Raw genomic sequence first — 23376 nt, 5'->3', positions numbered from 1 at the left:
TTCGCTGCGCGCTATAACACCCAAAGACAACGTTTCTGCGAGGATAATGTTCACTATGTTGCGAGGAGAGCGCCACAGGTTAACGATCTCCCCCCATGTGGGGGAGATGTCGCGAAAGCGATAGGAGGGGGTGTCTTTCCCCGCGCTCAACCTCACTCCGCAGCCTCCATTTTCCCGGCAATCCGCCGAGACTGCCGTGACTGTTCGTCATAGTCGATCTGCCATTGCGACGGGCCGTTGGACGGCGAGACCTGCACCGCCGTTACCTTGTATTCCGGACAGTTGGTTGCCCAGTCGGAATAGTCTGTTGTAATGACATTCGCTTGCGTGTCGGGGTGATGGAAGGTCGTGTAGACGACGCCGGGGGCAACTCGGTCGGTGATCAGTGCTCGCAGCGTCGTATCGCCCGAGCGGCTGGCGAGCTTGATCCAATCTCCATCGCGGATGCCGCGCTGTTCGGCATCGTGCGGATGGATCTCCAGCCGGTCCTCGGCATGCCAGACGACATTTTCCGTGCGACGTGTCTGCGCACCGACATTGTACTGGCTGAGGATACGCCCGGTGGTAAGCAGCAACGGAAAGCGCGGGCCGGTGCGTTCATCGGTCGCGACATATTCGGTGCGGATGAACTTGCCCTTGCCGCGCACGAAACCATCGACATGCATGATCGGCGAGCCAAGTGGCGTCTTCTCGTTGCAGGGCCACTGCACGGAGCCCATCTTGTCCAGATAATCGTAGGAGACCAGCGCGAAGGTCGGCGTCGTTGCGGCAATCTCATCCATGATCTCGGACGGATGCGTGTAGTTCCAGCCAAGACCCATCGCCTGTGCCATCTTCTGCGTAACTTCCCAGTCTGCATAGCCATTGCGCGGGCTCATCACCTTGCGCACGCGGTTGATGCGTCGTTCGGCATTGGTGAAGGTCCCGTCCTTCTCCAGGAAGGTCGAGCCCGGCAGGAAGACGTGCGCGTAATTGGCTGTCTCGTTCAGGAAGAGATCGTGGACGACGACACATTCCATGGCTGCAAGACCGGCCGCGACATGCTTGGTGTCCGGATCGGACTGCAGAATATCTTCGCCCTGGATGTAAAGGCCCTTGAAAGTGCCGTCGACGGCGGCATCCAGCATGTTCGGGATGCGCAGGCCGGGCTCCTTGTCGAGCTTCACGCCCCAGAGCTTTTCGAAGACCTCGCGTGTGGCGTCGTCGGAAATATGGCGATAGCCCGTGAGCTCATGCGGGAAGGACCCCATATCGCAAGAGCCCTGCACATTGTTCTGCCCGCGAAGAGGGTTCACACCAACACCCGGACGGCCGATATTGCCCGTCGCCATAGCAAGGTTGGCGATCGCCATGACCGTGGTCGAGCCCTGGCTATGCTCGGTGACACCGAGCCCGTAATAGATCGCGCCATTGCCGCCCTTGGCATAGAGACGCGCAGCACCGCGAACGAGATCGGCGGGAACGGCGGTAAACTTTTCCGTCTCCTCCGGGCTATGCTGCGGCTCGGCGACGAAGGCGGCCCAATCCTCGAACTCCGACCAGTCGCAGCGCTCGCGGATGAACTTCTCGTCGAACAGGCCTTCGGTGACGATAACATGGGCCAGCGCCGTCAGCATGGCGACGTTGGTGCCCGGCTGCAGCGGAAGGTGGTAGCTCGCCTCAACATGCGGTGTGCGCACGAGGTCGATGCGGCGGGGGTCGATGACGATCAGCTTCGCACCCTGGCGCAACCGCTTTTTCAGGCGCGAGCCAAATACCGGATGGCCGTCGGTCGGATTGGCGCCGATGACGATAACGACATCCGAATGTTCGACACTGTCGAAATCCTGTGTGCCGGCCGAGGTGCCGAAGGCCTGGCCGAGGCCATAGCCGGTCGGCGAATGGCAAACACGGGCGCAGGTATCGACATTGTTGTTGCCAAAGCCGGCGCGCACCAGCTTCTGTACCAGGTATGTCTCCTCGTTGGTGCAGCGCGACGAGGTGATACCGCCGACGGAATCGCGGCCATACTGATATTGGAGGCGCTTGAATTCGCTGGCGACATGCGCAAACGCCTCCTCCCATGTGACTTCGCGCCACGGATCCGTGATCTTCTCGCGGACCATGGGATTGAGGATGCGGTCCTTATGGGTCGAATAGCCATAGGCAAAGCGACCCTTGACGCAGGAATGGCCGCGATTGGCTTGGCCATCCTTCCACGGCACCATGCGCACCAATTCCTCGCCACGCATCTCCGCCTTGAAGGAGCAGCCGACGCCGCAATAGGCGCAGGTGGTGACGACCGAGTGCTCCGGCTGGCCGATCGATATCACCGATTTTTCGGTCAATGTCGCCGTCGGGCAGGCCTGCACGCAAGCGCCGCAGGAAACGCATTCGCTGTCGATGAAATTCTCGTGCATGCCTGCGGAGACACGCGAGCCAAAACCGCGGCCCTCGATGGTCAACGCGAATGTGCCCTGCACCTCCTCACAGGCATTCACGCAACGGGAGCAGACGATGCATTTGGACGGATCATAGGTGAAATAGGGATTGGACTCGTCCTTCGGCATCCATTTCAGATTGATCTCGCCATTGTTGCGCGCCGTAACATGATTGTCGCCGTCATATCCGTATCGGACGTCGCGCAAACCGACAGCGCCCGCCATGTCCTGCAACTCGCAATCGCCATTGGCGGCGCAGGTCAGGCAGTCGAGCGGATGGTCGGAGATATAAAGCTCCATCACGCCGCGGCGGATATCCTTCAACCGGCCGGTCTGCGTGTGCACCACCATGCCCGGCGCCACGGGCGTCGTGCATGAGGCCGGTGTGCCTACCCTTCCCTCGATCTCGACCAGACAAAGGCGGCAGGAGCCGAAAGCATCGATCATGTCGGTGGCGCAAAGCTTCGGCACCATGATCCCTGCTTCTCTCGATGCGCGCATGACCGAAGTGCCTTCCGGCACGGTGATCTGCTGCCCGTCGATGGTCAAGGTCACCATGTTTTCGGAGCGGGAGGCGGGCGTGCCGTAATCGATTTCGGAAACAAGAGACATCTGGTCTTACTCCGCCGCTTCAATCAGGGGGACTGGAGAGAAATCCTCCGGGAAATGCGTCATCGCGCTGATGACCGGATAAGGCGTGAACCCACCGAGTGCGCAAAGCGAGCCGAATTTCATCGTGTTGCAGAGATCGGCAAGCAGCGCCCGGTTCATTTCCGGCTCGATGCCGCGTGCGATCTTGTCGGCCGTCTCGACGCCGCGGATCGAGCCGATACGGCAGGGCGTGCACTTGCCGCAGCTTTCCACCGCGCAGAATTCCATGGCGAAACGCGCCTGCTTCAACATGTCGGCGGTGTCGTCGAAGACGACGAGGCCGGCATGGCCGATCAGCCCATCCTTCGCGGCAAAGGCCTCATAGTCGAAGGGCGTATCGAAGAGCTTGCGCGGGAAATAGGCCCCAAGCGGCCCGCCGACCTGCACCGCCTTCACCGGCCTGCCAGTCCTCGTGCCGCCGCCGATCTTGTCGACGATATCGCCAAGCGACAGGCCGAAGGCCGTTTCATAGAGCCCGCCATGATTGACGTTGCCGGCGATCTGGAGGGGGATGGTGCCACGCGAACGGCCCATGCCGAAATCGCGGTAGAAGGCCGCGCCCCTGTCCATGATCACGGGGACGGAGGCGAGCGAGATAACGTTGTTGATGACGGTCGGACAGTCGAACAAGCCCTTATGCGCCGGCAGCGGCGGCTTGGCGCGCACGACTCCGCGCTTGCCTTCCAGGCTGTTGAGCAGTGACGTTTCCTCGCCACAAACATAGGCGCCGGCACCGCTACGGATTTCCATATCAAAAGCCTTGCCGGAGCCGAGAACAGAAGGTCCGAGAATGCCGGCGGCTCTAGCAATTTCAACGGCCTGGGTCATCGTGGCAATCGCATGCGGATATTCCGAGCGCGTATAGACGAAGCCCTTGGTCGCGCCGGTCGCCAAACCGGCAATCGCCATGCCTTCGATCAAAACGAAGGGATCGCCTTCCATGATCATGCGGTCGGCGAAAGTGCCGCTATCGCCCTCGTCGGCATTGCCGACAATGTATTTGCGGTCGCCCGGCGCGTCGAGCACCGTCTTCCATTTGATGCCGGTCGGAAAGCCTGCGCCGCCACGGCCGCGCAGGCCAGAGTCGGTCACTTCTTTCACGATGTCCGCCACAGCCATGCCGGTCGCGCGGCGCAACCCCTTGAGGCCGCCATGAGCTTCGTAATCTTCGAGTGAAAGAGGATCGGTGATGCCGCAGCGGGCGAAAGTGAGACGGGTCTGTTGCTTGAGGAATGGGAGGTCTTCGACCTCCCCCAGACAGAGCGCGTGATCGCCGCCGGTGATCAGCCCGGCATCGAAAAGCACGGCAACGTCGTTGGCCTTCACCGGCCCGTAACCAATACGCATGCCATCGACCTCGACCTCGACCAGCGGCTCCAGCCAGAACATGCCGCGCGAGCCGTTGCGCACGATCTGCGCATCGAGGGTCCGGTTGGCGATCTCCTGCGCAACAGCCTTCGCCACTTTCTCGGCGCCGAGGGAAAGAGCGGCGGCATCGCGGGGAATGTAAATCTTCACCGTCATCGGCGCGCCTCCATCACCAGCTCTTTGGCGGTCTCATCATCCAGCCGGCCATGGAGCTCGCCGTCCAGCATCGCCGATGGCGCGCAGGCGCAGAGGCCGAGGCAAAAGACCGGTTCCAGCGTCACGCTGCCATCCGGTGTCGTCTGGTGGAAATCGATGCCGAGGAGCTGTTTGACACGCTCCGCCACGGCATCGCCGCCCATCGACTGACAGGCTTCGGCGCGACAGAGCTTGAGGACGTGGCGGCCGGCGGGATGATCGCGATAATCATGGTAGAAGGTCATGACGCCGTGCACTTCGGCGCGCGACAGGTTCAAGGCCTTGGCGATCAGTGGCAGCGTATCCTGTGGCACATAACCAAATTCCGCCTGGATCCCATGCAGGATCGGCAGGAGCGGGCCTTCCATCGACTTCATGCTGTCGATGATGACGCCGGCGCGGGCCGCGATCTCGCCCGAGCCAAGATGCAAACTCATAAGCAGCCTCCCAGGCTTCTCCTCCGCAAACACGCGACGATGCATGCTCACCTAACAAAAATCGCAGGGAAGAACCGGAGGATCAATAATGTAGTCCCGTCGACCGATAGAAAATTTCTATCAATCTTTATCACTTTCCGCGAGTAATCGCGCTTCATGCAACAATGCCGATACGAGCGGCGTAAAGGGTTCGCGATGAGTGGCCACCAAACCGACAAGATGCTCGGCAATCGGCTCGGTGATCGGAATCTTGTGAATATCGGCGGGAAAGCCGAAGGATTCCGCGACATTCTTCGGCATGATGCTCGCCCAGCGTCCGGTCAAGACATGGGAGAACAATACGATCATCGAGTTGGATTCCAGCGTCGGCGAGACGTCCGCGCCGGCTTCTGAGAGATGCCGGTTGATGATCCGGCGGTTCTGCATGTCGGCAGTCAATAGACAAAGCCGAAGATTACCCACTTCCTTCCAAGTCACGCTTGTGCGCTCGGACAGCGGGCTGCCGGCCGCCGTGATCAGATGATAGCGCTCGGCATAAAGCGGCACGCTGGTGACGCGCCCTAGCGGCTCGTTTTCCAGATAGGTGATGCCGGCATCAATCTCGAGATTTTCAAGCAGGCTCAACACCTGCAGCGAATTGCGCGAGGTGATCGAGAAGGTGACGTCGGGATGCCGCTCCTGAAACGGCGCGGTGATCCTCGGCACCATGGCGAGCGCCGTCGGAATGGCGGCAATCCGGATATGGCCGGCAAGTCCCTTGCGCGCCGCCCGCATTTCCTCGCGCATGGTCCTGGTATCGCCGACGATGCGCCGCGCCCATTCCAGCACGCGCTGGCCTTCCGGCGTCAGTCCCTGAAAGCGCGAACCGCGGCTGACGAGCATGACGCCGAGTTGATCCTCCAGCTGCCTGATCGCGGCCGACAATGTCGGCTGCGTTACCCCGCATTCTTCGGCGGCACGGCCGAAATGCTTCTGGTTGGCAAGCGCGATGAAGAATTCTAGCTTGTCGATCATTTAACTCTCCCAAATGAGACAGTTAAATGGGCCGGGGCATGAGCGCAACATTGGAAAGGCAGCAACATCCCCCAGTGTGGCAGCACATCGCGGAACGGCTGGATATGAAGAAGGTTCGGGCGCAGTTGCCGAAATGGAATGCGCAAGGCCCTCAACGCCGCGTCCTGCATCGGGACGTTCTTTCTGGCGGAAGCCGGGCTTCTTGATCATCGCGAGGCGACGACGACTGGGTGGCTTGCGCCGCTGTTCCGGCAACGCTACCCGAATGTCCGACTGGACAAGTCACATATGCTCGTGCCGACCGACATAGGCGTCACAGCCGGCGCGGCTTGGGGCATCTCGACCTTGCTCTCTGGCTGATATGCAAGGCGAGCCCGGAACTGGCGACCGTCGTTTCACGCTATTTGTTCGTCGATATTCGCAGCCTGCAAGCACCCTATATCATCCCTAATCATCTGGCGCAGGCAGATCCGCTTGTCCTGCGCTTCGAACGCTGGGCGCGGGATCATCTGAAGGCTGGGTTCTCTCTGCAGGCTGGGTTCTCTCTGCAGGAAGCCGCCAGTTCACTAGCAACGAGCGCATGCACATTGCAACGTCGTTGCAAAGCAGTGCTCGGCAAATCGCCGCTTTCCTATTTCCAGGACCTGCGCGTCGAACACGCGCAACCCCTTCTCCACGACAGCGGCCTTGACCTCGACGCTATCGCAGCCGAGGTCGGCTACGCCGACGGAGCAACACTAAGAACGCTCTTGCGCCAGCGCTTGGGACGGGGCGTACGCTATCTTCGAGCGGAGCTGCGCTGATTGCAGCCACGCTGCGGCGATTGAATTGTTTCAGCGGCTATCCGCTTGTTGGCCCAAAAAGGCTTAGTGACCCGCTTCACCGCCAACACAAGGATGCTCGACGAAAACGCGAGGGATAAACGGTATCGCACTCCCTTCGACAGAAACTGCGTTTCTTGCGCGGGCGGCTTTTTCCAGAAGCTTTGCAAATTCGCTCAACGATACCCGATCGGCACGGAGCATCTGCCGGATCATCGGATCTCGCAAAACTTCCGACATCGTCATTTCCCTGTGATACACGAGCCAGTCCTCCTTCTTATCTTATACTAGGAGTATTAGCGCCATTGCATAACACTGTCGTGTCAAGCAATTGACGATACGATGATGAATTGAAGGCTAAATCGAGGCTTCAGACATTTCCGGGCTTCCGTCGGACCGAAAAGGCCCGGCTGGGAGCACCGGGCCTTTTCAGCGATCCTGGGACTGGACCTTTTGAAAAGACGGGATCGCAATCCCGGCTTTCTGTCAGCATGGACGCGACTTCAGCTGTCCACGCAAAGAGCACGTACTTAGCCAGTCGCCTTAGTGGTTTTTATTCGGCCCTTTTCCAGTGGCAAAGACGCAGGCCTTCACCTTGCAGTTCGGGTCGTCTTGGGTCGGGACGCTGACAGTTCCCATCGCGCCTTGCCCGATGCATGCCACCGAATTCGTGACATACCGATCGTACATCATCATGTCCGGGTGCGCGTGCGAGGGATGTCGCAACACCACCGCGCCGTCTTGGGCCATCTTCTCATGAACGGCTGAACAGGTGAGCGATTGGGAGTCGTGCCTGGACATTGCTACGGCGTTTGTGGAAAACAATCCAATTGCCGCGAGTATAATGATCTTCTTCATGGGGTTTCCTTTATTCAAGCCTCCGACATCGCTGTCCGAGGAACCCCTAACTAAGCCTTCCGTGGCATCGTCTTTGTGACAAAAACCTAACTTACTGTCCGCATTTGCTGAAATGACTGTTCGCATTTCAGAATAAAAGGAAAGTCCGTAACAGCTTGCAGACGCCGCTTTCGCCGGCGTCGCCGGGGCTGGCGCGTGGATCTGTAGCTTCGAGAGGACATCCGTGATCGGCAGGGGCCAAACCCATGTTCCGTTTATGACGGACGTCAGCCGCTTGTCCGACAGGAACAATAAATCAGCAATTGGACTTGCAGAAGACTTCCTGCAGCGAATTGACCACGCTACAGATTTCGGAACTGGCGACTGCATAATAAACGAGTCGGCCCTCACGGCGCGTGTCAACCAGTTTCTCCAGCCGCAACCGGGCCAGATGCTGCGAAACCACTGCTTGTTGCAAACCGAGAAGCTCCTCGATCTCCGTCACGGTCTTTTCGCGCTTGGCCAGCATAAAAAGAATGATCAGACGCGTCTCGTGCGACAGAGCCTTCAACAGGATGCTAGCCCTTTGAGCCTTCGCACTCAGTTCCTCAACATTATGCTCGGCAGCACCATCAAGTGGTGAACACAGCGACATATGATAGCCTCAGGCGGTAACTCACATAGAGATATCCCTATAATATTATGGGTCCAGAAGCTGGTTCAAATAGTCGCGTAACACCAAAAAAGGTCCGATTTATCAGCAGATAAGCTGTCCGCCATTGATCTCGATCACCTGTCCCGTTATGTAGCCGGAGAGCGTGGGCGCAGCGAGAAAGAGATAAGCAGGCGCGCAATCTTCCGGCGTGCCCAGACGCTGCAGCGGGATAGAACGGCGAGTCTGTTCAAGCTTTTCTTTCGACGAATAGCGCTCGTGGAAATCGGTGGCGATGGTTCCCGGCGACACGCAATTCACCCGGATACCGTCCGGTGCCAGCTCCCGCGCCAGAGCCTTCGAATAGGTGGCGACAAAGGCTTTCGAGGCGGAATAGATCGCCGATCCCGGGCTGCCGCCGGTCAGAGCCGAGATCGAAACCGTGTTGACGATCGCCGCATGACCCGCCGCCCGAAGCATCGGCAATAGCGCCCTTGTTACCTCGACGACGGAGGTCTGGTTGAGCTGAACGATCCGGTCATACCATTCGTCGGTCAATTCGCCGGCCGGAAAGCGGCCTACCATGGTGCCGGCATTGTTGACCAGGACATCGATGCGATCGAACGCATCGGCGGCGGCGAGAGCAAAGTGCCGCGTACCGTTCTCGCTTGTGAAATCAGCAGGAACGAGAAAGGCGCGGCGATCGAGCTCGGCCTCCATCAGAAAATCGGGCAATTCGCGGCCGGCGTCCCGTCCGACATGGACGAGAACGCGCGCACTGCAATCAAGAAACTGCCGCGCCACCTCCAGCCCGATGCCGCGGCCGGCGCCGGTAATCACGACATTGCGATTTTCGAATAGCTTCGGATGAAACACGATGACCTCCCCAAGTCGCAGATTCCGCGCGCCGGCAATTGCGGAATTTTCACTTTATCATATGATGAGAGAAAAACGAAAGAAAGGGAGCGTCGACAATGTTCCTATCCGGGCGCCAGACCGAGATTCTGGAAATCGCCAAGGCTGAGGGCCGCGTGCTGGTGGAGGAACTGGCGCTTCGCTTTTCTGTCACGCCGCAAACCATCCGCAAGGACCTGAACGACCTCTGCGACGGCCGCGTTCTATCGCGTGTGCATGGCGGTGCGATTTTTCCGGGCGGTACGGAAAACGTCAAATACGAGGCGCGCCGCTCCATCGCCGCCCCCGAGAAACAGGCGATCGGCCGAGCCGCCGCCGGTCTAATCCCCAACAATACCTCCCTTTTCATCAATATCGGCACGACGACTGAAGCAGTCGGCGAGGCTCTTCTCGGCCACCATGAACTGATGGTTATCACCAATAATATCAATGTTGCCAATAAATTACGCATCTTCCCGTCGATCGAGGTCGTCATTGCCGGCGGTGTCGTTCGCGGCTCGGACGGTGGCATCGTCGGAGAGGCGGCGGTCGACTTCATAAAACAATTCAAGGTGGACTACGCTGTCATCGGCACCTCGGCCGTCGATGCTGACGGCGCGCTTCTGGATTTCGATTTCCGCGAAGTGAAAGTGGCGCAGGCGATCATTGCCAACGCCCGCCATGTCATCTTGGTGGCCGACAGCACCAAGTTCGAACGCACCGCTCCGGTGCGCATTGGCCATCTCTCGCAAGTCCATACCTTCATCACCGACGAATGCCGCGTCGAGTCGGTTCGCGCCACGGCGGCGGAACACGGCGTTCGGTTGGTGGAAACTTCGCGCCGCCAGAATTGATCACCCTACCGTTTTCGTCACGAAACGTTCGTTTGACATTCGTTTTGATTTCATTTTAGATGAACTAATTTTCGAATTTTCCATTTCCCAAAAAGACTGTCCTTTCGGAGGGGCGTGCGTGAGCGAGCAGATCTACGATATTTTCGTTATCGGCGGCGGTATCAACGGCTGCGGAATCGCCCGTGACGCCGCCGGACGCGGCTACAAGGTCGCGCTTGCGGAAATGAACGATTTTGCTTCCGGCACCTCCTCCGGCGCCACCAAGCTCATCCATGGTGGCCTGCGCTATCTCGAACATTACGAATTCCGCCTTGTGCGCGAGTCGCTGATGGAGCGGGAAGTGCTCTGGGCGATGGCGCCGCACATCATCTGGCCGCTGCGTTTTGTCCTGCCCTATCACAAGGGCGGCATCCGCCCCGCCTGGCTCATCCGCCTCGGCCTCTTCTTCTACGATCACCTCGGTGGCCGCAAGCTCTTGCCGCCGACGGCGATGCTGAACATGAAGACGGATCCGGCGGGAAGACCGCTGAAGGCGCTGTTTACAAAAGCTTTCGAATATTCAGATGGCTGGGTGGACGATGCACGCATGGTCGTGCTCAACGCCCGGGACGCGGCCGATCGCGGCGCCACCATCATGCCGCGGACCAAGGTGATTTCCGCCCGCCGCGATGGCGCCGCCTGGACGATCGAAACACAGGACACCATCACCGGCGGGAAGCGCGCGTTCCGGTCGCGCATGCTGGTCAACGCGGCCGGCCCCTGGGTCGATCATGTTCTGTCCGAGGCGTTTGGCAAGAACCAGGTGCATAATGTCCGCCTGGTGCAGGGCAGCCACATCATCGTCCGCAAGAAATTCGACGACCCGCGGGCCTATTTCTTCCAGAATCCGGATAACCGCATCATCTTCGCCATCCCTTACGAACAGGATTTCACACTGATCGGCACGACGGACCGCGACTATAAGGATGACCCGAAGGATGCGACGATTTCCGACGATGAAACCATCTATCTCTGCAACGCCGCCAGCGAATATTTCAAGGAGCCGGTCCGACGCGAGGACATCGTCTGGACCTATTCCGCCGTACGCCCGCTTTATGACGACGGTGCCTCCAAGGCTCAGGAAGCGACGCGGGATTATGTGCTGAAGGTCGAAGGCGCGGAGGGACAGGCACCCTTGCTCAACGTGTTCGGCGGCAAGCTCACCACCTATCGTCGCTTAAGCGAACATGCGCTGGAAAAGATCGGAGAGGTCCTCGGCCTTAAGGGCATGCCGTGGACGGCCAAGAGCTCGCTTCCGGGCGGCGATTTCCCGGTTCGCGGCTATGAGGCGGAGGTTGCCAAGCTGAAGGGGCGCTATCCCTTCCTCGCCGACCCGCACGCGCGCCAACTCGTGCGCCGTTATGGCACCCGCGCCGTGATGATTCTTGGAGAAGCGAAGACCACGGCCGATCTCGGCCGCAGCTTCGGTAGCGATCTCTATGAGGCGGAAGTCCGCTATCTCATGGCGCATGAATGGGCCTACACCGCCGCCGACGTTCTTTGGCGCCGTTCGAAAAAGGGCCTTTATCTCTCGAAGGACGAAGCCGCAAAGCTGGATGACTATATGGCCGGCACGCGCGTCCAGGCCTGAGTGGCTGCGCAAGCTCCAGCCGGATTCCTCGTAAGCGCGGCTGGCGCGAACCCACGGAAGCCATTAAAAGAGGCGTCGCCCCGATCTGCTGATAGGCTTGCTCGCATGACTAACTCTGGCGCGGTAATCAACTGGCTTCTCGACTCTGACCCGTCGATCCGGTGGCAGGTGATGCGCGACCTGCTCGACGCCCCGGAATCGGAATGGGCAGCGGAGCGAGCCAAAGTGGAGACCGAGGGCTGGGGCGCCAGACTTCTCTCTTTTCAGGACGACGACGGCCAATGGGCGGGCGGCGCCTTTTTGCCACGCAATTTCGACTCCCGAGAGTGGCATCAACTCGGTCAGCCGTGGACAGCCACAAGCTTCTCCTTGTCGCAGTTGCGGGAGTTTGGTCTTGATCCCTCGTCGGAGCGGGCAAAACGAACAGTCGAATTGATCGGCGCAAACTCGCGCTGGGATGAGGGCGGCCAGCCCTACTGGGAGGGCGAAGTCGAGGAATGCATCAACGGCCGAACCGTTGCTGATGGCGCCTATTTCGGGATCGACGTCTCATCCATCGTCGACAGGCTCGTGGGCGAGCGTCTCAAAGACGGCGGCTGGAATTGCGAGAGGATCAACGGCTCGGTCCGTTCGTCCTTCGCGAGCACGATCAACGTGCTGGAGGGGTTGCTGGAGCACGAGCGCGCGACCGGGGGCACGCCTGCATCAAAAGAGGCGCGCAAGTCGGGCCAAGAATATCTCTTGGAACGCCACCTCTTTCGCCGTCTCGGCACCGGCGAGCCCGCAGACGAGCGCTTTCTGCGGTTCGTACATCCCAACCGTTGGCGTTATGACATCCTGCGCGCCCTCGATTACTTCCGCTTCTGCGCAATACTGACCGGCGCTGATGCAGATCCGCGACTTGGGGAGGCGATCGACCATCTTCGTTCCAGACGCCTGGAAAACGGCACATGGCCGCTCGACTGGAGCCCCACAGGACGAGCGTGGTTCGAGGTCGACAACGGACAAGGCAAGCCCTCACGGTGGGTCACTTTACGGGCAATGCGGGTGCTCAGATGGTGGGAGAGTTGGCACCGAACAGTCTAGCGCGACGACGTCACGCAGCTGGAGTGCTTCCTCTCTTTCTCGGGATCGGCATAGGGCAACCAGATTTGAGGCGCGTCTCCAGGACGACCGGCGCACGCACCGAACGCTCTCCCTTGACTAGCGCGTCAACACGCGCGGCGATCCCCTCCTCCGTCGTCGCGGAAAGCAGCATGGAGCAGCCGCTACAATTGCCGCGGCGCGGACACTCGGCCGTGATGCCCGCCTCGCCGTTCGGTTTGCACATCATTCTTCTCCGGAAATTCATGGCGATGCCGCGGGCGGAGCCTCGATCCTCGGCCGGCGGTAGCCTTTTCAGGCCGCCAGCTTCAGCGCGACGGCGAGGCGGGCGAAGTCGATGGCCGAAAGGCCCGGTCGGACGGCGAAGTCAATGACCGCCTGGAATATCTCCGGCGGCGCATCCTTCTTCATGGCGCCCAGGAGTGCCGCGCGCTCCGCCGGATTGATCGCCGGGATCATAATGCGCATGAAGGCCATGCTCTTTTCCGGCGGCAACGAGGATATGATGCTCATCTCGATGCCGAGGATTTCGTTGTCGGTGAAGTTGCTCCACAGCAAAGGGCCGGTCACCGTCTCCTCCTCGTGCATATGCGCGAAATCGTCGGCGATATAGGCGGCGAAGGCGAGATAGAGCTTGCGGCCACAGGCAGGCTTGTGCAGCGGCCAGGCCTTTTCCCAGGCGGCGATCAGTTCCTCAAGTTCGCGGAAGGCAGTGCGGTGGTCGTCGTGCTGGTCATCCAGTGTGACGGTCGAGACACCCTTGGCGGCGAGCGCCACATGGATATGGTCATCCTCGTGATTGACGTGGGAAGCGGCGAGCATCAGGTAATTGCGCAGGTCGTCGATCAGGAAGACTGTCTCCTCAGCGTTCTGGAAGTCGGCAGTGCCGAGGCGTCCGAGCAGATCGCAGCCGGCCTTGCGCAGGCCCTTGTGTATCGCGCCGTAAATGTCATAACGGCCGTTGAGATCGGGAATGCTGGTGAGCGAGAATTCGTGGCTCATGATGGTTTTCCTCTCGTTGGCCGGCGCCTCTTTCTGTGCACCGGGCTGATGGCCGAGAGATAACCAACGTCTTTCCGAGGCGCTTCCTAAAACTATCCTAAGCGATTGCAACGATTGCTAAGAATATCCTAACTAATTATCATCGCCGCATTTCAGGGGGAAAAGTATTGCTGAGGCCGGAATTCGCGGAATTTATAGAAAGTCCCGTCATGATGCTGTTCGCCACGCGCGACGAAGCTGGCCGGCCGATGATTGGCCGCGGTTCCGGCGTGCGTTTCGACAGGCAGAGCGGGCATCTGCACTTTCTCGCCTCCCGCTGCCAATGGCCGAAGGCTGTGGGCGAGGCGCTGACCGGCCGGCCGATTGCCACGACCTATGTGCGGGCCGACGACTACAAGGCCTGCCAGATCAAGGGCCGGGTCCTGAAGGCGGAGCCGGCGGATGCTGCTTGCCGGGCGCTGGGTCAGGCCTATGTGGCAGAACAGCTCGCGCGGATGCTGGCGCTCGGGGTCACCCGGATGCAACTCTCTAGCACGCTCTCGGACCAGGAGCTCGTCTGCCTGACGATCGAGCCGCAGGAGATCTTCGAGCAGACGCCCGGGCCGGGCGCCGGACGCAGACTGATACCGGAAGCTGTAGCATGATCCCGCTCGAAAGGCTGCGTGACAGCTTCGAGGGCGTCATTCCCTCCGTCATCGCAACGACCGGTGCGGACGGAATGCCCAATATCTCCTATCTCTCGCACGTGCATTACGTCGACGAGACGCATGTTGCGCTCTCCAACCAGTTTTTCTCCAAGACCGCTACCAATGTGGCGCGCAACGGGCTGGCGACGGTGATGGTGGTCGACGGCTATAGCGGCCAGCAGCACGTCCTCGACCTAGTGTTCGAGCGCTCCGAGATGGAGGGCGAGATCTTCGAGCGGGTGGCGGTCCATCTGGCGATTTTGGAAAGCCGGATGACCGGGATCATGACGCTGCGCGCCGTCGACATCTACCGGGTGGAGGATTGCCAGGCCGTGCCGGCCGCCAATCCGCTGGTCGAGGCGGAGCCGCTCGTGCTGCCCGACCTGATGGGCAAGGTGGCGAGGCTGACGGCGCGGATGTCGGATTGCAGCGATCCGGAAGCGCTGCTCGACGTGACGCTTGAAGGCCTCGCCGAGTGCTTCGGCTACCACCATTCCATGGTACTGGTGCCGGACGGCGAACGCGACGGGCTGACGACGATCGCCAGCCGCGGCTACGATCAGTTCGGATTCGGCGCCGAGGTTCCGCCCGGGTGCGGCATTATCGGCGTTGCGGCTGAGCGGCGCCGCAATGTGCGGATCACCGACTTGAGTCGCGGCCAGCGCTACATCCAGGCAGTGCGGGCCATGGCGGGCGTCGAGGATGCGACGCCGATCCCGCTTCCGGCGCTCGACAAGCCGCTCAGCCAGACCGCGCTGCCGCTTATCTCACGCGGAAGGCTCGTTGGCGTGCTGTTCTCGGAATCGACGGAACGGTTCACCTTTCGCCATCGCGACGAAGAGGCGCTGACCGTTATCGCCGCGCACCTGGCGACCGCGCTCTCCTTTCTTTCCGAGGAACGCGAGCGGACGGAGATGGGTCGGCGCGAAAAGACGGAGACGTCGGCCGACGAGGTCTGGAGCCTGCCCGCCGGTCGGCGCATCGCCGTGCGCTTCTATCCGCGCGACGGCTCGCTGTTCGTCGACGACGACTATCTCATCCGCGGCGTCCCGGGGCGGCTGCTCCTACACTTCCTCGAAGAGTATACACGCACCGGCAAGCAGGATTTTCTGAACCGCGAGATCCGCCGCGACCGGCGCCTGCAACTGCCGGATTTCAAGGACAATCTGGAGACCCGGCTGATCTTGCTACGCCGGCGACTGGAGGAAAAGGCGGGGCCGATCACACTTGAGCGCGCCGACCGCGGCCGCCAGCGGCTCACGCTTGCCGGCCGTCCCGAGATTGAGATCGTCGAAGACTGACCGCTGCGCGTTTCCTCTCCCCCGCAGACAGACGGGCTCTATACCGTCCCGTTTCGCGCCCCTTGTTAAGCCTTCGCCGTACGAGCCCAGCCGCTTGTTGCGTGGCCGGCACCTGAACATTTGCCGTTGCGTTGTCATAAAACCGGTGCTAGCTTTCGCGCCAATCACAGGGGAGCTCCGTAAAGCCGGGGCTGAGATGTGAGGCGACAAGCCTCCGGACCCTTCAAAGCTGATCTGGGTAATGCCAGCGGAGCGAGGTTAAAATGTTCTCAGGCGCGCAAGTATCCTTGTATCCCATGTCCGGCAATTTCGCCGGCATCATCCTCGAAGCCATCAAGGGCCTCGACCCCTACCGTGATGCGCTTCGCATTGAAACCGACGATATTTCAACCCTTCTGGTCGGCCCGCCCGATGTGCTGTTCGCTGCCATGCGCGATCTCTTCGTCTTTGCCGCACGATCGGGCGAACATTGCGTGCTTTCGGCCGCCGTCTCGCGCGGCTGCCCCGGCGAACCGGACGATCCGATCTGTGGCGTCACCCTTGGGGGAAGCGTCAAGGCGCCGCTTGCCGAGCGTATCGATGCCGCGCTCGCCGCCGTTGCCGAGACGCCGGTTACCAATCAGCCGTCGGCTGCCCAATTCTCGCTCTATGTCATGGGCACCGGCGACCATATGGACGAGATCTATGGCTGCATCGACTTCCTGAAACGGTCGGGCACCTTCGATAAGGCCAAGAACTTCTCCACCAAGTTGCGGGGCGACGCTGGCGCTATCTTCGCCACCGTGCAGCAGGCCTTCATCAGTTTCGGTCCGCCCGAAGGCCACGTCACCTTGGACATCACGGTATCCGCAAACAGCCCGACCAAAGCCTGATCAGAGCTTATCGGCCATGTCACGACGTCTGTCCGCTTTTGCGCCATCTGCGCTTGCTACTGCCATTATCGGCGCCTTGCCGGCGGTTGCCGCTGCCGCAGGTTTCCTGGCCCTGTGGGAAATCTACGCCGACTTCTCCGGCATCCGCCCGTCCATCCTGCCGGCGCCATCTCGCGTCCTGGCGCAGGGCTGGGTCAACCGGCAGGCGCTGATTGACAACACATGGCCGACGCTCAACGCCACGCTCGCGGGCTTCGGTTGCTCGCTCGCCGTCGCCTTCATCTTTTCCGTGCTGATGGATTTCGCCCGGCCGGTGCGCCGTGCACTGTTTCCGCTCTTCGTCATCAGCCAGACCTTGCCGCTGGTGGCGATTGCGCCGCTGGTCGTGCTCTGGTTCGGCTTCGGCCTGGTGCCGAAAATCCTGCTCGTCGCCCTCGTCACCTTCTTCCCGATGTTGGTGGCGCTGCTGCAGGGCTATGAGGCAACGGATAAGGATATCGGCGAGCTGCTGATCTCCATGAAGGCTGCGCGCTGGCGGATCTTCCTCCTGGCCCGCCTGCCTTCGGCGCTGCCCTATTTTTTCGCGGGTCTGAGAATCGCGATCACCTATGCCGTCGTCGGCGCCATCTTCGCCGAATACGCCGGCGCCGCCAAAGGGCTGGGTATCTACATCCTGAACGCCAAGAACAATTTTCGCCCCGATCTCGTGCTCGCCGCCGTCTTCGTCAGCGCCGGCCTGACGCTCGCACTTTTTGCGATCACCGTCCTGGTCGGCCACCTTTCGATGCCCTGGCGCCATAGCGAAAGGCCGACATCGCCATGACTTTACAAGCACTGGCCTTACAGCCAATGACTGCACATAGGCTGGAATTTCGTGGGATATCCAAATCCTTCGGCGCGATAACCGTGCTGGACGACATCTCGCTTACCGTTAACGGTGGCGAATTCGTCACCATCGTCGGTCCCTCGGGAGCCGGCAAGTCCACCATCCTGCGGCTCTTGACCGGTACTGAAAAGGCGAGTGGTGGCGACATAGTCTTCGATCGCCTGCCGCTTTCGGAAAGCGCCGCCACCTTCGCCTTCATGCCGCAGCGCGACGCGCTGATGCCCTGGAGCCGGATCATCGACAATGCCACGCTCGGCCTTCGCGTCCAGGGAATGGACCGGAGGGAGGCGCGCGCGATGGTCGAACCGCTGTTCGAACCCTTTGGTCTTGCCGGTTTCGAAAACCACTATCCGTCTCAGCTTTCCGGCGGCATGCGCCAGCGCGTCGCTTTGCTCCGCACCGTCGTGCAGAAGCATGACATGCTGCTCCTCGACGAGCCCTTTGGCGCACTCGATGCGCTGACGCGCACGCAGATGCAGGAATGGCTGCAGACCATGTGGACCGATCACCGCTGGACGGCGCTCTTGATCACCCACGACGTCCGCGAGGCCGTGTTCCTCTCCGATCGCATCTATGTGCTTTCGCCGCGCCCGGCGCGGGTCATCCGCGAAATCCGCGTGCCGTTGCCGCGTCCGCGCAAGCTTGCCGATCTTGCCGATGCCTCGGTCCGCGATATCGAGGCCGACATTCTCGAAACCTTGCTTCATCGACCCTCTTAAAGGAGACCGCCATGCCGCTTCTGACACGCCGCCAGGCTCTTGCCCTGACGCTTGCCTCCGCCACCCTGCCGCTCGCCCGCACCGCATTTGCGGCCGCCGAACCGGCGCAGGTGAAAATCGCCCTCGACTGGACGCCGAATACCAATCACATCGGCCTCTATGTCGCCCAGGCGAAGAATTTTTACAAGGATGCTGGGCTCGATGTAGTGATCCTGCCCTATACCGACACCGGTGCCGGTACTCTGGTTGCCAATGGCGTCGCCGACTTCGGCATTACCGGGCCGATCGGCGTCTTTACCCAACGCGCCGCCGGCGCGGACATCAAGAGCGTCTATGCCATCGTGCAGACCGAGACCGGCCGCGTCATCTTCAACGACAGCCGCAAGGACATCCAACGCCCGAGAGATCTCGACGGCAAGACCTATGGCGGTTTTGGCAGCGCCTGGGAAAATGCCCTGATCTCCGCCATCATCCGCAATGATGGCGGCGAGGGTAAAATCAACACCGTGACGCTCGGCACCTCGGCCTATGAGGCGCTTGCCAGCGGCTCGGTCGATTTCACGCTTGAGGTCTATACCTGGGAGGGTATCGAGGCCCAACTCGAGAAGAAGGCGCTGCGCCGCTTCCGCTATGCTGATTACGGCGTTCCGGACGAACAGACGACCCTGATCGGCTCCAGCGACGCCTATATCGCAAAGAACCCCGGGGCGGCCAAGGCTTTTATCCAGGCGACCAAGCGCGGCTACGATTACTCTGTGTACCATCCCGACGAATCCGCGGATCTGTTGATCGCTGGTGCCAACGGCGCGCTCACCAACACAGATCTCGTCAAGGCATCCCTCAAGGAACTCATTGCCGGCCACTACCTCAAGACCGCCGACGGCAAAAGCGGCATTATCGATCCCGTCAAGACGCTGGCGCTCGGCGACTTCCTCTTCGCTCACGGTATCCTGCTCGACGGCCAAGGAGCAGTTCTCAGGGACAAGCCGGATTTCAGCGCTTACTACACCAACGCGCTCTTCGGCTAAACTCACTCACACTTGCCGACACCTTCACGATGCCCTAACCAAGCGTCGAGGAAGGTGTCTGCGCGATGAGGATCGAGAAAGAGACGCGCCTGGGAGGAGCGGATTTCATGCGCGCCGTCGCGTGCCTGATGGTGCTCGTCCATCATCTCGCACTTCGGATGGATTTCAACAAAATCCCCCCGACCTTGGACCTAACCTTCATATTGGCCCGCTTCGGCAATCACGGCGTCTCGGTCTTTTTCGTTCTAAGCGGCTTTCTTCTCTCGCGGCCATTCTGGTTGGCGCTGGATAGAGCCCAGCCGTTACCGTCGTTGAAAATCTACACCATGCGCCGCGCCGCCCGCATCCTACCGGGCTTCTGGGTCGCCCTGACAGTCGGCTTCCTAATTAGCTTCACGATCTATGGGTTTCCACTCGATGGGGAGCTGTTCGGCCGCTACATCGCCGGCTTCTTCCTGATGAGCCAATGGCATTGGCGCACCTTTTTTCCAGTACAGGGTGACGGGCCATTGTGGTCTATCCCCTTCGAGACGACCTGCTATATTCTTTTGCCAATCGGCTTCCTGCTGCTGTTCCATGCCACGCTGAGGTCACGCTCCCCTCTCATCAGCCGCTCGCTCTGGATCGGCATTATCGCGGCCGCGCTGGTCGGCCATTGGCTGATTGTTACCTATCTCCCGACAGACAGCGTCGGGCGGGGGTGGCAATTTGGCTTCGAGGGTGGCGCCAAAGAATGGATGCCGCGCTACAACCCCATCGGCTTCTTCGCGATATTCGCAATCGGGGCGCTCGCGGCCGGAATCCAGACCGTTATTCCAGCCCGCCGCTCGGCAATCTACGATGTCATCGGAGCTCTCGCGATCGTCATGGGTGCATGGCAGTTGCCGCAATCCATCGGTGGCGCAGCGGAAGGCTATGCCTTGTTTGGCATTCCCTATCAATTTCCGCTGTTTCCCCTGGCGGCGGCCATCGCCCTTTGCGTTCTGCCGCAGTCGGTCTTTCTGGGAAGAGTGCTCGACAACAGTCTCATCCGCTATGTCGCCACCGTCTCCTTCGGTGTCTATATCTGGCAGGATATGGTGCTGACGCTGATGACGCAGCTCTTCCCCTGGACCTTCGGCACCGGCTCCAACAATGTGCTTGACGGCTGGATCACATCGAGCCTGGCCGCGATCGCGATCATCTTTGCGATCGGCACAATCAGCTACATTTTTCTGGAACGCCCGGTCATTCGCTGGGCCCGCACGCGCGAGCAGGCAACCCGGACGACACCCACGCCCGACAAAAAAGCCGCCCAAGGAAAACCGTTGGGCGGCAGATAAGGTGGGAAACGAAACTCGACCACGATGGCCGAGCATCAGGTCAGATGCGGGTGGCTTTCAGACGCTCTTCATCGAGAACAACGCCGAGGCCGGGAGATAGGCCCAAATCCAGCCAACCCTGATCGTGCTTGAGCGGCATCGCCATCGGGTAGTCACGACGGGCCTCGCTCCATTCCGGATTGTCGTACGGATATTCAAGCCAAGGCGCATCGCCGACACCCGCGGTCAAATGCGCGTTCGCCAGCACACCTATACCATTCGTCCATGAGTGCGGCGTAAATTGGACACCCGCCTCGCGCGCCTGATAGGCCAGCCGCCGACAACCGGTAATGCCGCCGACCAACGCCACATCCGGCTGCACAATATCAAAGGCGCGCTCCTCGATAATGTCCCGGAACTCATAGAGCTCACGCGTCATCTCGCCGCCGGCAATGCGCACCGAAGTCGCCTGCTTCAGCTCCTTCATGCCCTTGCGGTCGGAGCGGTGCAGCGGCTCCTCCATCCAATAGATGCCGAGCCTCTCCAGCTCTTTCGCAACCGTCAGCGCGTCCTTGAAGGTCCAGGGCAATGTCGTATCCCAGGGCATCCGCCAACCCTGGTTACAGTCGACCATCAGCTCCAGCTTCGTGCCGATACGGGCGCGGATCGCCTCAAGGGCCGTCACATCATCCCGCCAGCTGCTGCGCCCGCCCGCGGATGAGGAGAAGCGCACCTTCATCGCTGGAAAGCCCTCTTCGAGATAACGCTCCGCCTGCTCCGCCATCGCGGCCGGCTCGCGCAACACGCCAGAGGAGGCATAGAGCCGTACACGGCTGGCGCGGCCCCCAAGCATCCGCCACACCGGCTCGCCGGTGATGTTGCCTGAGAGATCCCATAGCGCCAGGTCCATCGGCCAGCAGCGGCCATAATGGAAGTTGATATGCGACAGGACCTCGTAATGACGTTCCAGGTGTCGCGGGTCCTGGCCGATGAACAGATCCTCGTGGCCCTCGAACCCCTTCATCAGGTCGCCGGAACCGATGCCTTCACGGCCCTCGTCGTCCCGAACGCGAACGATCGTCGCATCGAAATGCCGGCGAGGCCGCCCATCCCAACTCGCCTTGAATGGCGGGGCGAGCGGCAGCCGGTGATGGGTGATCTCGATGGAAACGATCTTGCTCATGGTCATGCCTCCCCGCAAACCTCAGCCGAACTGCTGCCAGATAGTCTTGTAGTCACAATATTTGTCGATCGCGTGCACCGAGCGATCGCGGCCGAAGCCGGACTGCTTAAAGCCGCCAAAGGGTGTCGCGAAATTCGACATATCGTAGGTATTGATCCACACAGTGCCTGCGTGGATCGATTCGGAAAAGCGGTGGGCGCGATCCATATCCTTAGTGAAGACGGCACCGGCCAGCCCATAGATCGTGTCGTTGGCAATCTTGAGCGCTTCCTCCTCCGTATCGAAGGGAATGGCGGCAAGTACGGGCCCAAAGATTTCCTGACGCGCAAGGCTCATGTCGTTGGTCATGTCGACGAAGACGCCCGGAGAGACATAATAGCCGCCGGTTTCACTCAAGACGCGCTCGGCGCCAAAAGCACGGCGTGCACCTTCTTTTTCGCCCGCGGCGATCATGCCGAGCACCTTGTTCATATGCTCTTCCTCGATCAGGGCACCGATCTGGGCGGAGGGGTCGAGCGGATGCTTAAGCACGATATCGGAGCGGGTCACCGCCTCGATCTTCGCAATCAGCTTCTCCTGTATCGAGCGCTGCACGATCAGCCGCGTCGAGGCATGGCAGGTTTCGCCGGAATTATAGAAGCAGCCCCAGGCGGCCGCACTCGCCGCCGCATCGAGATCGGCATCTCCGAAGACGACCAACGGCGACTTGCCGCCGAGTTCCAGCGCCACGCGCTTGACGTTCGACTGCGCCGCATAACCCATTATGAGCTTGCCGACCTCGGTCGAGCCGGTGAATGCGATCATGTCGACATCCATATGCAGCGCCAGCGGCTTGCCGGTCTCTTCGCCATAACCGGTAACGACGTTGAAGACGCCGGCAGGCAAGCCCGCTTCGAGGGCGAGTTCGGCCAGGCGGATGGCCGAGAGCGAGGATTGTTCCGCCGGCTTCAGCACCACGGAATTGCCGGCGGCGATGGCCGGCCCGAGTTTCCAGGCATCGATGATCATCGGATAATTCCATGGCGTGATCGCCCCGACGACGCCGAGCGGCACCTTGCGCACCAAAGCGCGGGCATTCGGCCCGGTCGGCGCAATCTCGTCATACATCTTGTCGATCATCTCGCCGTAGAACTGGATGCCATCGGCACAAAGGCGAACATCAACGGTCAGCGACGCCATGACCGGCTTGCCGACGTCAAGCGTTTCCAGCATGGCGAGCTCTTCGCCATGGTCACGGATGAGCTCCGCCCATTTCAGCATGATCTTTTTCTTTTCCAACGGCTGCTTCCTGCGCCAGACGCCACTCTCAAATGCGGCGCGCGCAGCTGCCACGGCCGCATCGACGTCAGCCGCATTGCCGCGCGCCATTTCCGCACCCGGTCTGCCATCCATTGGACGGCTTCGGGTGAAGGTCGCACCGGACGAAGAGGCGCGATAGGCGCCATCGATGAAATGCCGCCCTTCGAGTTTGAGGCCGGACAGAACGCCTTCCCAATAGTCGCGTGTGTAATTCTTGGTCAT

22 protein-coding genes and 1 riboswitch are annotated in these 23376 nt (G+C 60.6%); of the genes, 12 read left to right on the top strand and 10 right to left on the bottom strand.

Translation table 11 applies throughout. The features are described from left to right. Positions 1–152: 152 nt before the first annotated feature. The 4 genes from fdhF to PY650_RS11785 form a co-directional block, all read right to left on the bottom strand. Positions 153–3032 carry a formate dehydrogenase subunit alpha gene (gene fdhF, locus PY650_RS11800; RefSeq protein WP_285879429.1) on the bottom strand — a complete coding sequence of 960 codons (2880 nt, stop codon included), beginning with the start codon at positions 3030–3032 and terminating at the stop codon, positions 153–155. Between the two features lie 6 nt (positions 3033–3038). After that, a complete protein-coding gene (locus tag PY650_RS11795; RefSeq protein WP_285879426.1) occupies positions 3039–4595 on the bottom strand; it encodes a formate dehydrogenase beta subunit in 1557 nt (518 codons plus the stop codon). After that, positions 4592–5071, bottom strand: coding sequence for a formate dehydrogenase subunit gamma (locus PY650_RS11790; RefSeq protein WP_285879424.1), 480 nt, complete (start codon positions 5069–5071; stop codon positions 4592–4594). Before PY650_RS11790 ends, PY650_RS11795 begins: the two co-directional genes overlap by 4 nt. A 120-nt stretch (positions 5072–5191) precedes the next feature. Further along, positions 5192–6085, bottom strand: a complete 894-nt coding sequence (locus tag PY650_RS11785) for a LysR family transcriptional regulator (RefSeq protein WP_285879423.1) — start codon at positions 6083–6085, stop codon at positions 5192–5194. 138 nt (positions 6086–6223) lie between these two features. Here PY650_RS11785 and PY650_RS11780 point away from each other — a divergent pair, with 138 nt between their 5' ends. Together PY650_RS11780 and PY650_RS11775 are read left to right on the top strand one after the other, a co-directional pair. Then, a complete protein-coding gene (locus tag PY650_RS11780) occupies positions 6224–6445 on the top strand; it encodes a type 1 glutamine amidotransferase family protein (RefSeq protein WP_285879421.1) in 222 nt (73 codons plus the stop codon). Then, positions 6415–6888 (top strand): helix-turn-helix domain-containing protein, encoded by a 474-nt coding sequence (locus tag PY650_RS11775; RefSeq protein WP_285879419.1) that lies wholly within the window; start codon positions 6415–6417, stop codon positions 6886–6888. Before PY650_RS11780 ends, PY650_RS11775 begins: the two co-directional genes overlap by 31 nt. A gap of 561 nt (positions 6889–7449) precedes the next feature. Here the strand turns inward: PY650_RS11775 and PY650_RS11770 are convergent. The 3 genes from PY650_RS11770 to PY650_RS11760 all read right to left on the bottom strand — a co-directional run bounded on the left by PY650_RS11770 (position 7450) and on the right by PY650_RS11760 (position 9271). After that, entirely contained in the window at positions 7450–7764 is a 315-nt protein-coding gene (locus PY650_RS11770; RefSeq protein WP_285879418.1) for a hypothetical protein, read from the bottom strand. A 295-nt stretch (positions 7765–8059) separates the two neighbouring features. Then, on the bottom strand, positions 8060–8398 hold the full coding sequence (locus PY650_RS11765) for an ArsR/SmtB family transcription factor (RefSeq protein WP_285879416.1): 339 nt from the start codon (positions 8396–8398) through the stop codon (positions 8060–8062). A 102-nt stretch (positions 8399–8500) separates the two neighbouring features. Continuing rightward, entirely contained in the window at positions 8501–9271 is a 771-nt protein-coding gene (locus tag PY650_RS11760; RefSeq protein ID WP_285879414.1) for an SDR family NAD(P)-dependent oxidoreductase, read from the bottom strand. Between the two features lie 98 nt (positions 9272–9369). Between PY650_RS11760 and PY650_RS11755 the strand changes: the two genes are divergently transcribed. The 3 genes from PY650_RS11755 to PY650_RS11745 all read left to right on the top strand — a co-directional run bounded on the left by PY650_RS11755 (position 9370) and on the right by PY650_RS11745 (position 12859). Then, the gene (locus PY650_RS11755) at positions 9370–10143 is read left to right on the top strand and encodes a DeoR/GlpR family DNA-binding transcription regulator (protein ID WP_285879413.1); all 774 of its coding nucleotides are present in this window, start codon (positions 9370–9372) and stop codon (positions 10141–10143) included. Positions 10144–10261: 118 nt separating this feature from the next. Continuing rightward, complete coding sequence (glpD, locus tag PY650_RS11750; RefSeq protein WP_285879412.1) at positions 10262–11773, top strand: glycerol-3-phosphate dehydrogenase; 1512 nt, start codon at positions 10262–10264, stop codon at positions 11771–11773. Positions 11774–11878: 105 nt separating this feature from the next. Further along, positions 11879–12859 (top strand): squalene cyclase, encoded by a 981-nt coding sequence (locus PY650_RS11745; protein ID WP_285879411.1) that lies wholly within the window; start codon positions 11879–11881, stop codon positions 12857–12859. Positions 12860–13171: 312 nt separating this feature from the next. Here the strand turns inward: PY650_RS11745 and PY650_RS11740 are convergent, their stop codons facing one another. Continuing rightward, complete coding sequence (locus PY650_RS11740; RefSeq protein ID WP_285879410.1) at positions 13172–13879, bottom strand: hemerythrin domain-containing protein; 708 nt, start codon at positions 13877–13879, stop codon at positions 13172–13174. A gap of 167 nt (positions 13880–14046) precedes the next feature. On the opposite strand from PY650_RS11740, the gene PY650_RS11735 reads away from it, so the two are divergent. The 7 genes from PY650_RS11735 (at position 14047) to PY650_RS11705 (ending at position 20693) form a co-directional block, all read left to right on the top strand. Beyond that, positions 14047–14523, top strand: coding sequence for a hypothetical protein (locus PY650_RS11735; protein WP_285879409.1), 477 nt, complete (start codon positions 14047–14049; stop codon positions 14521–14523). Continuing rightward, complete coding sequence (locus PY650_RS11730) at positions 14520–15866, top strand: GAF domain-containing protein (protein WP_285879408.1); 1347 nt, start codon at positions 14520–14522, stop codon at positions 15864–15866. Before PY650_RS11735 ends, PY650_RS11730 begins: the two co-directional genes overlap by 4 nt. A gap of 159 nt (positions 15867–16025) precedes the next feature. Next, positions 16026–16139, top strand: a riboswitch (TPP riboswitch). Then, positions 16130–16738, top strand: coding sequence for a YkoF family thiamine/hydroxymethylpyrimidine-binding protein (locus PY650_RS11725; protein WP_285879407.1), 609 nt, complete (start codon positions 16130–16132; stop codon positions 16736–16738). It overlaps the preceding riboswitch by 10 nt. 16 nt (positions 16739–16754) lie before the next feature. Continuing rightward, positions 16755–17561 carry an ABC transporter permease gene (locus tag PY650_RS11720; RefSeq protein ID WP_285879406.1) on the top strand — a complete coding sequence of 269 codons (807 nt, stop codon included), beginning with the start codon at positions 16755–16757 and terminating at the stop codon, positions 17559–17561. Between the two features lie 26 nt (positions 17562–17587). Next, on the top strand, positions 17588–18343 hold the full coding sequence (locus tag PY650_RS11715) for an ABC transporter ATP-binding protein (protein WP_285879405.1): 756 nt from the start codon (positions 17588–17590) through the stop codon (positions 18341–18343). Positions 18344–18354: 11 nt separating this feature from the next. Further along, positions 18355–19371: an ABC transporter substrate-binding protein gene (locus PY650_RS11710; protein ID WP_285879404.1), complete on the top strand. Its 1017-nt coding sequence runs from the start codon at positions 18355–18357 to the stop codon at positions 19369–19371. Positions 19372–19442: 71 nt separating this feature from the next. Further along, the gene (locus tag PY650_RS11705) at positions 19443–20693 is read left to right on the top strand and encodes an acyltransferase family protein (protein WP_285879495.1); all 1251 of its coding nucleotides are present in this window, start codon (positions 19443–19445) and stop codon (positions 20691–20693) included. A 40-nt stretch (positions 20694–20733) separates the two neighbouring features. Here PY650_RS11705 and PY650_RS11700 read toward each other — a convergent pair whose 3' ends face one another. Continuing rightward, positions 20734–21855, bottom strand: a complete 1122-nt coding sequence (locus PY650_RS11700; protein WP_285879403.1) for a mandelate racemase/muconate lactonizing enzyme family protein — start codon at positions 21853–21855, stop codon at positions 20734–20736. A 21-nt stretch (positions 21856–21876) separates the two neighbouring features. Continuing rightward, a complete protein-coding gene (locus PY650_RS11695; RefSeq protein ID WP_285879402.1) occupies positions 21877–23376 on the bottom strand; it encodes an aldehyde dehydrogenase in 1500 nt (499 codons plus the stop codon).

This window comes from Martinezella calliandrae (assembly GCF_030272695.1).
Classification (GTDB): Bacteria; Pseudomonadota; Alphaproteobacteria; order Rhizobiales; family Rhizobiaceae; genus Rhizobium; species Rhizobium calliandrae.
This window is presented reverse-complemented; position numbering and strand designations above follow the sequence as displayed.